Raw genomic sequence first — 15451 nt, 5'->3', positions numbered from 1 at the left:
ACACCTGACAACGGGACAATTCCCGGCTGCGGACAGATGGCTGGAACTGTTCCTTCCGCAAGCGGACGGGAAGGGGGCCCCGGTGAAACCTTTTCCCTCACGGGTACGTCATTCTGTACCGGGGGGGGTTGTGTCCGCGTAAAGCGACCCAAGACGGGCAGCAGTCTCCCCGGAGACATCCGTGGTGGGGAGTGAGGGCGCGATGGGCCACGAGGCGCGGCCGGTGCGGCAGTTGTGGGTGGATGACGACCGGGGCCGGAGCCGGCTGCCGGATCCGGTGCGCAGGGCCGCGGTGCGGGCCGTGCTCCTCACCTCGGTGACGCTGATACAGGCGATGGTCGCCTTCTTCTGTTCGGTGACCGGTTCCTGGCTGGCCTTCCCCCTGACCGTGTCGACCGTCGCGAGCACGGTGGTCGCCACCTGGAGCGTCCTGGATGTCTGGGTCACCCGTCAGGTCTGGCGCCAGCGCAACGGCGTCGTGTCCGAGCCGAGCAGCGTGGCGCGCCAAGCGCGGCGCGAGCGGCGCCGCGAGGAGCGCGCCGCCCGCGCGAACGCGAAGAAGGGCGGCGAGCAGAAGGGCGGCGAAGCGGCCGAGGAGCGCGCCGCCGAGGAGCGGGTGCTGACCGACGCCGCCTGAGCGACGGACGACGGTGCACGCGGACGGCCGACGGCCCGGCTTCCCTTCGGGGAAGGCCGGGCCGTCGTGCGTCCTGTCCGCTACTGCTCGGCGTCGGGCGCCGGCTCGGCCGGGGTACGGCGGAACACCCGGGTCGCCGTGATCTCGCCGTGGATCGTCTCGCCCTCGGTGCGCTGCTGCGGCAGGCCCGGGCGCAGGTGCTCCTCCACGCTGATGTACTTCAGACCGGCCCGCAGGTCCGCGTCGTTGCGCAGCCGGATCACCAGCGGGAACTCGGCGAGCGCGGTCGTGTCGAACAGACCGGTCGTGTAGAGTAGCTGGACGCCGAGCGCGTCCGACACCGCCCGCTGGAGTTCCAGCAGATATGTGGCGTTGGCGCGGCCGATCGGGTTGTCGAGGAACAGGGTGCCGGCGTGCCGGTGCTTGTCACGGCCCCGGTCGTTGGAGCGCAGCGCGGCCATCGTGCAGTAGAGGGCGATGGCGGCGGTGAGCAGCTGGCCGCCGGAGAAGACGTCGCCCATCTGTCCGACGGGGACGCGCTCGGCGCGCAGCACCGCGTCCGGCTTGAGGATCTCCACGGCGATGCCCTTGGGCTCCAGGGCGGCCTGGACACCGCGAAGGAGCAGGGACATGCCGTCCCGGCGCAGGTCGGAGTTCTTCCTGACGGCGGAGCGGGTGGCCTCGTCGATGACCTCGCCGAGCCGCTCGGTGAGCGTGGCCTGGTCCGGCTCCTCGAAGCGGATCCGCAGGAACTCCTGGCCGGACCACTCCCCCAGGCCCTCGGGCAGCCGGGACAGCCGCTGGGCGGAGCGCAGCGTGGTGAGCGCCGACTCCACCAGGCCGCGCAGCCGGTCCACGATCGAGTCGCGGTTGCGCTCCAGCTGTGCCAGCTCGTCGGTGAGCACCCGCAGCCGGGGCGCGAAGGCCTCGGCCCACTTGGCGGCGTGCTCGGGCAGCGCGGCGGCGGGCAGTTCGCGGATCTGCTGCCGGGCCGGGGTGCGGACCTGCTCGAAGCGGGTCGCGTTGGCGTGCCGTACGAGGATGTCGCCGGCCTCGCGGACGGCGGCGTCGGCGGCGGACAGGTCGGCGGCGCAGCCGCGCAGCGAACGGCGGGCCTCCGCCGCCGAGGTACGGGCCTCGGCCAGCGGGCCCGGGTACGGCTCGGGCTCCTCCTGCTCCTCCTCGGTGTGGTCGCGGAGCAGGTCGCGAAGGAGGGCGGCGGTCTCGTCGAAGCCGCCGGCGGCGTCCTCGGCGGCCCGGTGGGCCTGGAGCAGACCGGTGTGCGCGGCGCGCGCGGCCTCCAGGGCGTCGGTGCGGGCGGCGAGTTCGGCGGTGGCTCCGCGCAGCAGGGTCTGGGCGTGCTCGGCGTCGGCCGGGACGAGCTCCTCGGGCAGCTCGGTGTGCGCCTCGGCGTCCTCGGGGGCGAGCCGCTCGGCCTCGCCGCGCAGCCGGCCCAGCTTCTCGCTGGCCTCGGAGGCGCGGGTCTCCAGCTTCTGCACCAGGGCCTCGGCGCGGGCGGCGGCGGCCTGGCGGGACGGGCCGTCGGCGCCGTCGGTGGACTCCAGGAGCTGCTCGGCGCGGGTGCGCACCTTGTTGGTGAGCCGGTCGAGCTCGGCGAGGGCGGCGGACTCGTCGCTCTCGGCGCGGGCCTGCTCGGCGCGCAGGTCGGCGCCGACGCCGACCTTCTCGTACACCTGGGACGCGGCCCGGTAGGCCTCGCGGAGGGTGGGGAGCGCGGCGCGCGGGGCGTCGGCGTCCTCCTCGGGGAGGTTCTCGGGGGCGCCGGCGATCTCGGCGCGCTCGGCGCGCAGGGCGCGGGCGGTGCGGTGGGCGTCGTCGGCGGCGCGCTGGGCGGCGCGGCGGTCCTCGTCGGCGGCGCGGGCGCGCTCCAGGCAGGTCTGGGCGCGGGCCTCGGACTCGGTGGCCTCGTCGGCGAGTTCGCGCAGCCTGGCCTGCCAGGCGGAGCGCTCGCGGAGCCGGAAGGCGAGTCCGGCCAGGGCGTCGGCGGCGCGGCGGGCGCGCTGGGCGGCGTCCTGGCGCTCGTCGCGGACCCGGGTGGCGTCGGCGGCGGCCTCGTCGGCCTCGGCCCGTACCGTACGGGCTTCGGCGAGGTTGGCGTCGGCGGCTTCGGCGGCAGCGCGGGCGGAGGCGGCCACGGAGGCGAGCTCGGTGAGCATGCCGGGCGGGCAGTCCGCGCGCCAGGCGCCGATCCGGGCGGCGAGCGAGCGGTCGCCGGTGAGCCGGGCGGCGAGGGTGCGGATGTCCTCGTCGCGGGCGGCGGCGCGGGCGCGCAGTGCCTGCCGCTCCTCGTCGGCGGCGTGCTCGTCGTGCATGGCCGGGTTCGGCGGGACGAGGAAGACGTCCGTGTCCTGGCCGCTCTCGGGCGCGGGAACCGGCGCGAGCAGGGCGGCGGCGGTGCCGACGGCCACGGTGGAGCGGGGCAGCAGCGCGGCGCCGCCGAGTACCTCGCGGGCCCGGGTGTACGAGACGGGGTCGGTGATCACGACGCCGTCGACGAGCTCGGGGCGGGCGGCGAGAACGGCCGCGTGGTCGGCCGGGTCGACGGCCTGGGCGAGGTAGCGCCAGCCGGGGAGGGCCGGGATGCCGTGCTCGCCGAGGTACTCGACGGTGGCGAGCACGTCGGGTCCGGGCGGCAGCAGGCCGCCGTCGCCGAGGGCGCCGAGGATGCGGTTGTCGTCGGCGGCTGCGGTGCGCAGGTCGAAGAGCCGGCGCTCGGCGGAGGCGATCGACTGGTCGAGCAGGCCGCGCAGTTCGTCGGCGTACCGGTCGAAGTCGGTGACGGTGAGCGGGTCGCCGGGGGTGCGGGCGAGCGCGTCGCCGCCCGCGGAGCCGCGGCCGTCTCCGGCGCCGTCGGCGGCCCGGCCGGCGGCGGACCCCGTGCCCGAGGTCCCGCGCTGCCCGGGCAGCGCCGAGCCGCCCGCGTCCGGTGCGGCGCCCGGCAGGCTCAGCAGTTCGGTCAGGCGCGGGTCGGCGGCCAGGGACTCGGCGGCGCGGCGCTCGGCGTCGTAGGCGTTCTCGGCGGCCTCGGCCGCGTCGGCGGCGCGGGCGGCGGCGAGTTCGGCGCGGGACTCGGCGGCGGCTGCCTCGCGGGCCCGCTCGGTGGCGGTGCGGGCGGCCTCGCGGGCCGCGTCCCAGGCGGCGACGGTGGTCTTCTCGGCGTCGCTGGCGGCGAGCGCGGCGCGGGCCGGGTCGGCGTCGGGCACGGTGTCGTCGAGCCAGCCGGCCCGGACGGCCTCGGCGGTCTCCTGCTCGACCTCGGCGAGCCGCTGGCGCAGATGGCCGACCTCGCTGCGGGCGCGCTGGGCGTCGGTGGCGGCGGCGGTGGCGTCACGGTGGGCGGCCTCGCCGGCCTCCTGGAGGGCGGCGGAGCGTTCCTCCTCCTCGGCGGCCTGCCGCTCGCCCTCCTCTGCGGCGGAGGCCAGCGCCCGTACGAGATCGGCGGCGGCCTTGGCACGCGCGGCGAGCGCCGGGGCGGCGTCCCGCTCGGCCTCGCGGATGGCGGCGGCGACGCGCGCGGAGCGGTCGCTCGCGGCGCGGTGGCGGAGCACGGACTCGGCGGCCTGCCAGGCGGAGTGCAGGGTGCGGGCGTCGGTGAGCTCGCGGCGCTGGGCGGCGGCGCCCTTCTCGGCGGCGGTCAGCGCCAGCGAGGCGTGCCGGTAGGCGAGTTCGGCGGCGACGAGGGCGCTGCGGCCGCGCGCGGTCTCGGCCTCGGAGACGGCGTGGGCGGCGGAGGTGACCTGCTGGGCGAGCTCGGCGGTCCGGCCGCGCTCCTGGGCGGCGCGGGCGGAGAGCCGGCGGGCCAGGGTGCGGGTGCGGCGCTCGGCACCGGCGTGCACGTCGCGGGCCCGGGCGCGGGTCCCGGCGGCCTCGACGATCCGGCCGAGGAGGTCCACGGAACCGGCCGTGAAGTCGCGCTCGGCGGTGAGTTCGGCCCGTCGGCCGAGCTTGTTGCCGAAGCCGCTGACCAGGTCGGCGAGGCCGTCGGTGTCGCGGGTGTCGGTGACGGCGCGGAGCAGCAGGTCGGTGAAGTCGGAGTCCTTCTTGACGGCGAAGAGGCCGGCGGCCTCGCCCTCGTCGGCGTTCATCTCGCGCTGGTAGCGGAAGAGTTCGGGGTCGAGGCCGAGCTCGCCCAGGTGCTCGTTCCAGCGGTCGTGGATCTCCTCCCAGGACACCTCCAGGTGCGGGTAGGCCTTGCCCGCCTCGGTGAGGGCGTCGCGGAAGCCCTTCATGGTGCGGCGGCGGCCGGTGGCGCCGGAGGCGCCCTCGGCGGACGGGCGCACGGAGGTGGCCTCGGCGACCGGCAGGTTGTCCAGGCTGAGGCCGGGCCCGGGCCGGAAGGAGTACCAGGCCTCGGCGAACTTGCGCGGGTCGTTGGAGACCTGGCGGCCGCGCCACTCGCTGACCTTGCCGACGACGACCAGCTCGCCGGTGAGGGTGTGCTGCCACTCCAGGGCGACGTGGCCGCAGTCGTCGGCGAGCAGGAACTTGCGCAGCACGCCGGAGCTGGCGCCGCCGAGGGTGTTGCGGTGGCCCGGGAGCATGACCGAGAAGATCAGCTTGAGCAGCACGGACTTGCCGCCGCCGTTCTCCAGGAAGAGCACGCCGGCGGGGGCGGGGCGGCGCGGCGGGCCGACCGGCTCCTCCTCGAAGAACTCCGCCTGGGTGGGCGCGGGGTGGGGCACCGGCGTGCCGACCCCGCGCAGGTCCAGGACGGTGTCGGCGTAGCGGGCACCGGCCGGTCCGATGGAGTAGAGGCGGACCCGGGACAGCTCGTACATGCGGCGGACTCTCGTACTGGGAGTGATCGGTTACGCGGGCGGGGGCGGGGCGTGCGCCGTCAGCCGTGGAAGGGCAGACCGGCGTCGGCCGCGATCTCCAGGTCGTCGCCCTCGGGCGGCGGCAGGAGGGTCGCGGAGCCGTCGCTGACGGGGACGACGCCCAGGTCGAGGAGTTCGGCGAGGGCGGCGCTGCCGGCCATGTCGCGGACCTGGAGCTGGTAGCGGGCGGTGGTGCGGTAGGAGCCGCCGGACTCGTCACCGGTGCGCTGGAGGAAGCCGGAGTCGGTGAGGAAGGCGACGGCCTTGCCGACGATGCCGGTGGTGGAGCCGGCGAGGCGGCGGGCGTCCTTGGTGGCGCCGGTGGAGCTGCGCCGGGCGTAGATCCGCCAGGCGGCCTCCAGGCCGGGGGCGTCGGTGGCCGGGTCGGTGTTCTCGCCGTCCCGCTCGGCGCGCTCCTCCAGGCGGCGGCAGGCCTGACGGACGAAGGCGTCGACGCCGTTGACGGTGAGCCGGCCGATGTAGCCGTCGTCGGCGAGGTCCTCGGGGCGGGGGAAGGCCATGGCGGCGATGGCCAGGTGGGCGAGGCCGTGCAGGAAGCGGTCGGCGGAGTCGGTGGAGGCGCGGCGGGCGTAGTCGCCCATGCGGACGGCGAAGACGGAGTCCTCGCCGGCGGTCACGGCCATGCCGGCGCGCGGCGAGACCTCCAGGACGACCAGGCCCAGGCCGGTGGCGACGGCGTCGGCGAGCCGGGCGAAGGCGGTGTCCTCGCGGTAGCGCCGCAGCAGTTCCGCGTACTCGTGGTCGCGGGCGGGCAGCAGCTTGGGCTGGAGCCCGAAGGAGACGAGGCGTGCGGCGTCGGCCGCGTCGGCGGGGGTCAGCGGTGCGGGCGCGGCCGGCGTCCGGGGGGCCTCCGGCTCGCTCCACGCGTCGGTGTGCTCGACGTGGTGTTCGCTCACGGCTGGGGCTCCTCGGTGCGGCGGTTCGGTGACGCGGGGGCGGTCGACGCGGGGTCCGTCGGCGCGGGCTCGGTGGGGGCGGGATCTGTACGGCCGGGCTCGGTGCGGGCGGGCTCGGTGCCGGCCCGCGTGCCGGTCCGGGTCCCGGGCAGGGGCACGGTCTCGGGCAGCGGCAGGCGTACGGGGGTGACGGCGACGGTCGGCACGGCGGGCACCGGCTCCCCGGCGGGGCGCGGACGGCGGCGCAGCGGCACGGCCCGGACGTATGGCCGGTCCGTGCCGCCGACGGGTGCGGTGCCGGTCTCGACGGTGGCGACCCGGGGTCCGTCCCCGGCGGGTCCGGGGTCCTCGGCGGCCGGGCGGCCGATGACGACGGGCGTGACGCGCGGACCGGGCGCCCGCTCGCCGGCGGGGGCCGGGACGGGCACGGGGACGGCCGGTACGGCGGGGGGAACGGAGTCGGCGACGGGGACGGAGTCGGGGGTGATCGCCTCGGGCGCGGTCACGAGGCCTCCGTGCGGTCGGCCGCCATGCCCACGGCGTCGAGCAGCGCGGTGCCCACGATGAGGTCGGCGCCGCCGAACTCGGGGTCGTCGAGCGGGGTGCCGTCGTCGACGGCGAAGAGCAGCCGCTCCTCGCCCTGGCGGTAGGCGGTGCCGACCGGGGGGCTGGCGGCGTGCACGGCGAGCAGGGCCACCAGGTAGGCCAGGTCGGGGTCGCCGCCGCGGCGGGCCTCGGCGAGCAGTCCGGAGAGCCGGCGCGGGGCGTCGTGCTCCAGGTCGAGCAGCTCCATGGCGGCGGCCAGCTGCTCGTCGCTGAAGCGGCTGTCGTCGGGGGTGGCGATCAGATCCGGCTCGGGCATCTCGGCGCCGAGGTGCTGACGCTCCACGGGCGGGGTGAGGAGCAGGTCGACCAGGTCGCCGACGCGGACGGCGGCGGGGGTGCGCAGGCCGGTGCCGCGGGCGAAGAAGGCGTCGGTGACCCGGGTGGCCTGCTCGACGGGGAGCGGCAGGACCGGGGCGACCAGCTGCCCGTAGAGGTCGAGTCCGGTGTACGCGGTGGGCGCGGCGAAGGCCTGGCGGTCCTGCTCGGCACGGAACAGCGGGCCGGCCTCCAGGAGGCGGGACTGCAGCTGGGTGTGGCGGCGGATGCAGTCCTTGACGATGTCGACGAGCTCGGCGGCGCGGCGCTTGTGCTCGGCGGTCCTGGCGTCGGTCGCGGCCTCGGCCTCGTCGCGGGCCTTGCGGATGTTGGTGAGGATCGCGTTCTCGTGGCGGTAGCGGTCGGCGACGTGGTCGAGCGCCTCGGCGATCATGTCGGGCACGGTGTTGAGCCAGTCGACCGCGCGGACGTTGCGCCGGGTGGCCTCCAGGGTCTTCCGGAGGGTCTCCGCGTACTGCACGGTGCGGTAGCGGGCCTGCTCGGCGGCGAGCTGCGCGTCGGCGAGGCGGCCCCTGCTGATCAGGACCTCCAGCTTGACCTCGGCGGCGATCTGCGCGCTGGTGACGTCGGTGTCGAGGGCGCCGACGAGGACGTTGACCGCCTCGTCGGTGGTGCGCAGATAGACCCCGCCGCCGTAGCCGGGGACCTCCTCGATGAGCTTGAAGTCGTAGTCGCGACGCGTGTAGACGCCGTCGGCGCCGAAGGTGCCGTACACCGCGCGGAAGCCGCGGTCGACGCTGCCGACGTTGATCAGGTTCTCCAGGACCCAGCGGGCGACACGCTCGTGCTCGGCGGCGGGGCGCTCGGGGGCCTGGGCGGCGACGCGGGGCAGCAGGCGGGCCACTATCTGCTCGTGGTCCGCGCCGGTGTCGAAGTCCATGTTGAGCGTGACCAGGTCGATCGCGGCGAGGGCGACCTCGGCCATCGCGTAGACCGAGTACTCGCCGGCCAGGTTGGCCTTGCGCGCGTCGAGGTCGTGCAGCGGGGCGGTGCACGCGAGCGCGCGGAGGCGCCGCGCGAGCCCTTCGTCGGCGGCCGGGCCCTGCGCGGGCCGCGGCCCCGCGCTGAGCTGGGGCGGAGCGAGGTCCGTCGAGGCAGGCGAAGTCACGGTGCACAGAGTAGGTCCTCGCACTGACAACGGTCGAAACGGCGCTTATACGACCGGGGGTGTGCGCCCCTCGGCGGGGGCCGTGTGCCGGGGCGGACCTGTGGCGCCCGTCACGTCTGCGGGGGCGTCGACCGCCTTCGCGTACGCGGCGACGATCAGGGTCCGGGAGTCGTCGAGGCGGCCGGCGAGCAGCGGTTCGGCGCGGTCCCGTCACAGGGGCGGCCGGCCGTACCCTCCGCCCCCCGGTGTGCGGACGACCAGGACGTCGTCGGGGCCGACGTCGGTGGTGTCGACGCCGTCCAGGAGGTCGACGGTGCCGTCGGCCCGTTCGACCGTGTTGGCGCCGAGCGCACCCGGTTCGCCGCCGGCCAGGCCGTACGGCGGGATCCGGCGGTGGCCGGTGAGGAGGGCGACCGTCATGGGTTCGAGGAAGCGGATGCGGCGTTCGACGCCGGCGCCGCCGTGCCACCGGCCGCGGCCGCCGCTGTCCTCGCGGACGGAGAAGGCGTCGACCCGGACCGGGTGGCGCCATTCCAGGACCTCGGGGTCGGTGAGCCGGGAGTTGGTCATGTGGGTCTGCACGGCGTCGGCCCCGCGGAAGCCGTCCCCGGCGCCGGAGCCGCTGGCGATCGTCTCGTAGTACTGGACGCGGTCGTTGCCGAAGGTGAGGTTGTTCATCGTGCCGGAGCCCTCCGCCTGAACGCCGAGCGCCGCGTAGAGGGCGCCGGTGACCGCCTGCGAGGTCTCGACGTTGCCGGCGACGGTGGCGGCCGGGTAGGCGGGGGCGAGCATGGAGCCGGCCGGGACGCGCACGTCGAGGGGGGCCAGGCAGCCGCTGTTGAGCGGGATGTCGTCGTCGACGAGGGTGCGGAAGACGTAGAGGACGGCCGCCATGACGACCGAGGTGGGCGCGTTGGCGTTGCCGGGCAGCTGGGCGGAGGTGCCGGCGAAGTCGAGGACGGCGGAACGACGTTCGCGGTCCACGGTGACGGCGACCCGGATCTCGGCGCCGCCGTCGGTCTCGTAGCGGTACGAGCCGTCGTCCAGGCGCGCGACGATGCGGCGGACGGACTCCTCGGCGTTGGCGCGCACGTGCCGCATGTAGGCGTGGACGACGTCGAGGCCGAACTGGTCGACCGTCTTGCGGAGTTCCTCGATGCCCTTCTCGTTGGCGGCGATCTGGGCGCGCAGGTCGGCGAGGTTGGTGTCGGGGTCGCGGGAGGGGTGGGGGGCGCCGGTGAGCAGCTCCCGGGTCTCGGCCTCGCGGAACCGTCCGTCGCGGACGAGCAGCCAGTTGTCGAAGAGGACGCCCTCCTCGTGGACGGTGCGGCTGAAGGCGGGCATGGAGCCGGGGGTGATGCCGCCGATCTCGGCGTGGTGGCCGCGGGAGGCGACGAGGAAGCGCAGTTCGGTGCCGTCGGGGTCGAAGACGGGGGTGACGACGGTGACGTCGGGCAGGTGGGTGCCGCCGTGGTACGGGTCGTTGACCGCGTAGACGTCGCCGGGGCGCAGCCCGCCCTCGTTGCGGCGCAGCACCTCCTTGATGGACTCGCCCATGGATCCGAGGTGGACGGGGATGTGGGGGGCGTTGGCGATGAGGTTGCCCTCGGGGTCGAAGAGGGCGCAGGAGAAGTCGAGCCGCTCCTTGATGTTCACGGAGTGGGCGGTGTTCTCCAGGCGCACGCCCATCTGCTCGGCGATGGCCATGAAGAGGTTGTTGAAGACCTCCAGGAGGACCGGGTCGACGTCGGTGCCGGCGGCGGTGCGGGCGGGACGCGGGACGACGCGGCGCAGCAGCAGGTGCCCGGTGTCGGTGGCGGTGGCCTCCCAGCCGGGGTCGACGACGGTGGTGGCGTCGGCCTCGGCGAGGATCGCGGGTCCGGTGACGGCGTCGCCGGGGCGCAGGTCCTCGCGGCGGTGCAGCGGGGTGGGGACGGCTCGGCCGCCGCCGTACGTGGTGACGGTGGCGCGCGGTACGAGGTCGCCGACGTGGGTTCCCTCGGGCACGATGACGGGTCCGTGCGGCCCGGCGGCACCGATCGCCTCCACGGAGACGGCCTCGACGACGACCGGCGCGTCCGTGGTGAAGCCGTACCGCGCCTGGTGAACGTCTGTGAACTCGGTTTTCATCGCTTTCGGCGCGTCGAGCGGTACCGGCAGGCTCGCGTCGGTGCCGGCGTAACGCAGCAGCACGCGCGCGTGCGTGGTGATCGCGTCCTCGGGCAGTCCGTCGGCGCGCAGCTCCTCCCGGGTGCGGTCGGCGAGGTCGTCGCACAGCCGGGTGACGCGCTCGGGCGTCCCGGGCGCGTCGAGCTCCGCCTCGACCGACTGCTCCCGCATGGCGGTGGCGTCGGCGAGCCCGATCCCGTACGCGGAGAGGACGCCGGCGAGCGGCGGCACGAGCACGGTGTCGACACCGAGCGCGTCGGCGACGGCGCAGGCGTGCTGGCCGCCCGCGCCGCCGAAGCTGGTGAGGGCGTAGCGGGTGACGTCGTGGCCGCGCTGCACGGAGATCTTCTTGACGGCGTTGGCCATGTTGAGGACGGCGATCTCCAGGAAGCCGGCCGCGACCTCCTCGGGGCCGCGTCCGCCGCCGATCTCGGCGGCGAGGGCGGTGAAGCGCTCGCGCACGACGTCGGCGTCGAGCGGCTGGTCGCCGTGCTCGCCGAACACGGCGGGGAAGTGGGCGGGCTGGATCCTGCCGAGCATCACGTTGGCGTCGGTGACGGTGAGCGGGCCGCCGCGCCGGTAGCAGGCGGGGCCGGGGACGGCGCCGGCCGAGTCGGGGCCGACGCGGTAGCGCTGTCCGTCGTAGTGGAGGACGGAGCCGCCGCCGGCGGCGACGGTGTGGATGCTGGTCATCGGGGCGCGCATGCGCACCCCGGCGACCTGGGTGCCGAGTTCGCGCTCCAGGGTGCCCGCGTAGTGGGAGACGTCGGTGGAGGTGCCGCCCATGTCGAAGCCGATGACCTGCTCGAAGCCCGCCTGACGGGAGGTGCGGGCCATGCCGACGACCCCGCCGGCCGGACCGGACAGGACGGCGTCCTTGCCGCGGAAGTGCGCGGCCTCCCGCAGGCCGCCGTTGGACTGCATGAACATCAGCCGGATGCCGGCGAGTTCGCGGGCGACCTCGTCGACGTAACGGCGCAGGATCGGCGACAGGTAGGCGTCGACGACGGTGGTGTCCCCGCGCGGCACCAGCTTGATCAGCGGGCTGACCTCGTGCGAGCAGCTGACCTGCGGAAACCCGGCGGCGCGGGCGAGCGCCGCGATCCGGGTCTCGTGGCCGGGGTGGCGGTAGCCGTGCATCAGGACCACGGCGGCCGAGCGCAGCCCGTCGCGGTGGGCGTCCGCCAGGGCGGCGGCGACCGCGGTCTCGTCCAGCGGGGTGACGACGCGGCCGTGGGCGTCGACGCGTTCGGGGACCTCGACGACCCGCTCGTACACGGCCTCGGGCAGCACGATGTGCCGGTCGAAGATGCGCGGGCGGTTCTGGTACGCGATGCGCAGCGCGTCCCGGAACCCGGCGGTGATCAGCAGCAGGGTCGGCTCGCCGCGCCGCTCCAGGAGGGCGTTGGTGGCGACGGTGGTGCCCATCTTGACGACGGCGATCCGCTCGGCCGGGACGGGTTCGTCGGGGCCGAGGCCGAGCAGCAGCCGGATGCCGGCGACGGCGGCGTCGTGGCGGCGGCCCGGGTCGTGCGACAGCAGCTTCCGGGTCACGAGCCGCCCGTCGGGGCGCCGCCCCACGACGTCCGTGAAGGTGCCGCCCCGGTCGATCCAGAACTCCCAGCGTCCGGTCATGCCCTCATTGTGGCGGGGGCGAGGGGTGTGGGTGGGGGTGTCTCGCGGGTTGGGCGGGAGGGGTCGCGGGAGCCGGTGCGTGGGGGCCTCGCCGGCCCGCCGGGCCCGAGGGGTGGAGCTTCCCAGGGCGGGCAGGGCCCGAGGGGGGCGGGGCCTGGTCAGGTCCGCGAGGGCCCAGGGGGCGAGAGGTCGAGGCCTTCCCAGGCCCGCCAGGGCCGAGGGGTCGGCGCCTTCCCGGACCGCCAGGATCGAGGGCTCGGGGCCGACCCGGGCCGCAGGACCCACGGGTCGGGACCTCCCCGAGCCGCCAGAACCGAGGGGGCGCCTCCCTGGGCCGCCAGGGCCCAAGGGTCGGGACCTTCCCCGGCCCGCCGGGGCCGAGAGGGAGCATCGCGGGCCGAGCGCCTCGGCAACGGGCTATCGGAGCGCCTCGGCTCGGGGGGTCCCCGGGGCCTCCGGGCGCGGGGGAGGCGGCGCGGGGGTGGGCGCTCTGCCGTCGCCGGGGGTTCTCCCCGCCGGGCGAAGCTCCGCGGGAGTCGCAGGCCCGGCCATGGTCCGCAGGGCGCGTCCCAGGGCGCGCTCGGCCCGGGCGTCGAGGAGGTCGCCGGTGCCGGTCGCGGAGTGGCGCAGCTCGGCGGCGGCGAGGCCGAGCAGCTGCGGCAGCAGGTCGCCGCACCGCCGTACCACCCACGCGGTGCCGGCGGTGGCCAGCCACAGCACCGCGTCCGTACGGGTCGGGGGCGGCTGCTCCGGCTCGGGCGCCGGCGCCGGGCCGAGCGCGAGCCCGCGCTGTTTCAGCAGCCGGTGGAACGCGCCCGCGACCGCCCGGTGCCCGCGTTCCCCCGGGTGCAGCCGGTCGGCGCTCCACAGCGCCCGGTCGTCGGTCCACCGTGGGCCGTCCAGATGCAGGTGCACCGCGTCGTACCGCTCGGACAGCGCGTGCACGACGGCGTTCACGGCCCGTTGCCGCCGCGCCAGCGGCCTGGCGAGCGGCCCGGGCAGCCCCAGCATCCGCCCCGGATCCGGCAGGCACGCCGTCAACACCACCGCCCCGCCCTGGACCAGCTCCCGGCACACCCGGTCGAGCCGCCGCGCCAGCTGCCCGATGTCGAACGTCCGCCGCAGCGTGTCATTGACCCCCACCACCACGGACGCGACGTGCGGCCGCAGCGCCAGCGCGGCCGGCAGCTGCGTCTCCAGCACGTCCTGGCTCTGCGCCCCGCTCACGGCGAGATTCGTGAACGCGACCCCTTCGCCGGAGGGCCCCAACCCCTGCGCGAGCAGCGCCGCCCACCCGCGCCAGCCCCCCGCGACCCGGTCGCCGACGCCCTCGCTGAGGGAGTCGCCGAGGGCGACGAAGCGGGCGGGCGCCGCGGCCGCGGCGAAACCGTGGGTCCGGGGTCGGCCGGCGGGCCGGTCCTGGTGCGCGGACACTCCGGCGTCCGCCGGACGGGCCGCGCCGGGCACGGTCGGCCCCGCCAGGGCGGACGCCGCGCCACGCGCCGCCAGGTCGGCCACCGTGCCGACCACGGCCGACGAGGCGCCGGAACGGCCCGGACCCGCGAGCGCTCCGGGGTCCACCGGACCAGGCAGAGACTCGGCGGCCTTCGCCTGACGGGCCGCGCCGGGTACCGGCGGGCGGCCGCGATCGGCGGAGTCTCCGCCATCGGCCGGGCCGGGCAGCAGGGCGCCCGAGGAGCCGGCCGCTGCCGACACCGGAGCCGTAGGACACGCCGACGGCCTGCCGGGACAGCCCGGCCCGACGGGGGCGCCGGCGTCCACCGGACCAGGCGGACCAGGCGGAGACTCGGCGGCCCTCGCCAGGCGGGCCGCGCCGGGTACCGGCGGGCGGCCGCGATCGGCCGAGTCTCCGCCATCGGCCGGGCCGGACAACAGATCGGCCGCCGAGCCGACCTCGGCCGGCGCCGGGGGCCCACCCAGGCGGTCCGGGTTCCCCGGCGCGCCGTCCGGTTCTGTCGTCTCCTTCGCCCGGGTCGTCATCGCACGTCCTCCCGGCCCACGCGCGGCGCCCGCGCGGGCGCGGCGTCGTGGGCCGCCAGGAAGGCCGCTGTGGCGCGGGGCCAGGAGAAGAGTTCGGCGCGGGCGCGGGCCGTGGCGCGGCGGTCCGCCTCCGGGCGGGACAGGACGGTCCGGATGGCGTGGGCGAAGGAAGCGGGGTCGTCGGGGGCGGCGGCGCCGGCGTCTGCGACGACCTCCGGGAGGGCGGAGGAGGCGCTGCACACGACGGGGGTGCCGCAGGCGAGGGCTTCGAGGGCGGCGAGGCCGAAGGTCTCGGCCGGGCCGGGGGCCAGGCAGAGGTCGGCGGCGGCCTGGAGGTCGGCCAGGGTGTCGCGGTCGGCGACATGGCCCAGGAAGCGCACCGGGAGGCGCTGTTCCGCCGCGCGGCGCTCCATGGCGCCCCGCAGCGGCCCGTCGCCCGCGACCACGAGCGCGGCCCGCATGCCCTGGGCGCGCAGTTCGGCGAGGGCCTCCAGAGCGAGCAGCGGGCGCTTCTCGACGGAGAGGCGCGAGCACATCAGGAGCAGCACCCGCTCCCCCGCCGCGTACCGCTCGCGCGTCGCCGTGGTGCGGCGCTCGGGCCGGCAGTGGGCGAGGTCGACACCGAGCGGGGCGCGGACGACATTGCGTGCTCCGATCCGTACGAACTCCCGCTCCGCCCATTCCGTGGTGCAGACGACCCGCGAATACGCCCACGCGGTACGGCGGTTGAGCCGGTCCGCGGCCCGTTCCGCGAGCCCGCCCGGCACGCCCCAGGTGCGCAGCACCCCGTCGGCGGTCTCGTGGGAGACCATCACGGACGGCACCCGCGCGCGCCGCGCCCACTCGCCGGTCCAGCGCAGCGTGGTGCGGTCGGAGACCTCCAGGCGGTCGGGGGCGAGCTCTTCCAGGAGCCGGCGCAGGCCGCGCCGGTCGGTGAGGACGCGGTAGCCGCCGGTGCCCCGGAGTTCGGGGCCCGGCAGGGTGATGACCCGGCCCTGGTCGGTGTCGACGTCGCTCGCGGTCTCGCCGGGGACGACGAGGACCGGTTCGTGGCCGGCGGCGCGGTAGCCGCGGCCCAGCCGGTCGAGCGCGGTCCGCAGGCCCCCGGAGGTGGGGGTGACGAAGTTGGCGAGCCGGACGATCCGCAGCCCGGCCTCGTCGGCGTCCCGGCCCCCGGCGAGGCCGGAGTCCGTGCCCACGCCCG

The 15451-nt window shown here is 76.5% G+C and carries 8 protein-coding genes; 1 reads left to right on the top strand and 7 read right to left on the bottom strand.

What is annotated here, in order from left to right; genetic code table 11:
- Positions 1–202: 202 nt before the first annotated feature.
- Positions 203–637 carry a hypothetical protein gene (locus tag AB0M18_RS07470; protein WP_365755882.1) on the top strand — a complete coding sequence of 145 codons (435 nt, stop codon included), beginning with the start codon at positions 203–205 and terminating at the stop codon, positions 635–637.
- Positions 638–717: 80 nt separating this feature from the next.
- Here AB0M18_RS07470 and AB0M18_RS07465 read toward each other — a convergent pair whose 3' ends face one another.
- From AB0M18_RS07465 to AB0M18_RS07435, 7 genes are all read right to left on the bottom strand, one after another.
- Positions 718–5436: a hypothetical protein gene (locus AB0M18_RS07465; RefSeq protein ID WP_365755849.1), complete on the bottom strand. Its 4719-nt coding sequence runs from the start codon at positions 5434–5436 to the stop codon at positions 718–720.
- A gap of 59 nt (positions 5437–5495) precedes the next feature.
- Positions 5496–6392 carry a hypothetical protein gene (locus AB0M18_RS07460; RefSeq protein ID WP_365755848.1) on the bottom strand — a complete coding sequence of 299 codons (897 nt, stop codon included), beginning with the start codon at positions 6390–6392 and terminating at the stop codon, positions 5496–5498.
- A complete protein-coding gene (locus AB0M18_RS07455; protein WP_365755847.1) occupies positions 6389–6898 on the bottom strand; it encodes a hypothetical protein in 510 nt (169 codons plus the stop codon). The genes AB0M18_RS07460 and AB0M18_RS07455 overlap by 4 nt, the downstream gene beginning before the upstream one ends.
- Positions 6895–8442: a hypothetical protein gene (locus AB0M18_RS07450; RefSeq protein WP_265867067.1), complete on the bottom strand. Its 1548-nt coding sequence runs from the start codon at positions 8440–8442 to the stop codon at positions 6895–6897. Before AB0M18_RS07450 ends, AB0M18_RS07455 begins: the two co-directional genes overlap by 4 nt.
- 210 nt (positions 8443–8652) lie before the next feature.
- Positions 8653–12246 (bottom strand): hydantoinase B/oxoprolinase family protein, encoded by a 3594-nt coding sequence (locus AB0M18_RS07445; RefSeq protein WP_365755846.1) that lies wholly within the window; start codon positions 12244–12246, stop codon positions 8653–8655.
- A 417-nt stretch (positions 12247–12663) separates the two neighbouring features.
- Positions 12664–13827: an SGNH/GDSL hydrolase family protein gene (locus tag AB0M18_RS07440; RefSeq protein ID WP_365755845.1), complete on the bottom strand. Its 1164-nt coding sequence runs from the start codon at positions 13825–13827 to the stop codon at positions 12664–12666.
- 416 nt (positions 13828–14243) lie between these two features.
- A complete protein-coding gene (locus AB0M18_RS07435; RefSeq protein ID WP_365755881.1) occupies positions 14244–15446 on the bottom strand; it encodes a glycosyltransferase in 1203 nt (400 codons plus the stop codon).
- Positions 15447–15451 lie beyond the last annotated feature (5 nt).

The sequence above is a fragment of the Streptomyces sp. NPDC051909 genome (assembly GCF_040681095.1).
Lineage (GTDB): Bacteria > Actinomycetota > Actinomycetes > Streptomycetales > Streptomycetaceae > Streptomyces.
Note: the sequence above shows the minus strand (reverse complement) of the source record. Positions and strands in the feature narration are given on the sequence as shown.

Coding starts and splice junctions, on each gene's coding strand:
- AB0M18_RS07470 (WP_365755882.1), top strand. CDS start 203: ATGGGCCACGAGGCGCGGCCGGTGCGGCAGTTGTGGGTGGATGACGAC.
- AB0M18_RS07465 (WP_365755849.1), bottom strand. CDS start 5,436: ATGTACGAGCTGTCCCGGGTCCGCCTCTACTCCATCGGACCGGCCGGT.
- AB0M18_RS07445 (WP_365755846.1), bottom strand. CDS start 12,246: ATGACCGGACGCTGGGAGTTCTGGATCGACCGGGGCGGCACCTTCACG.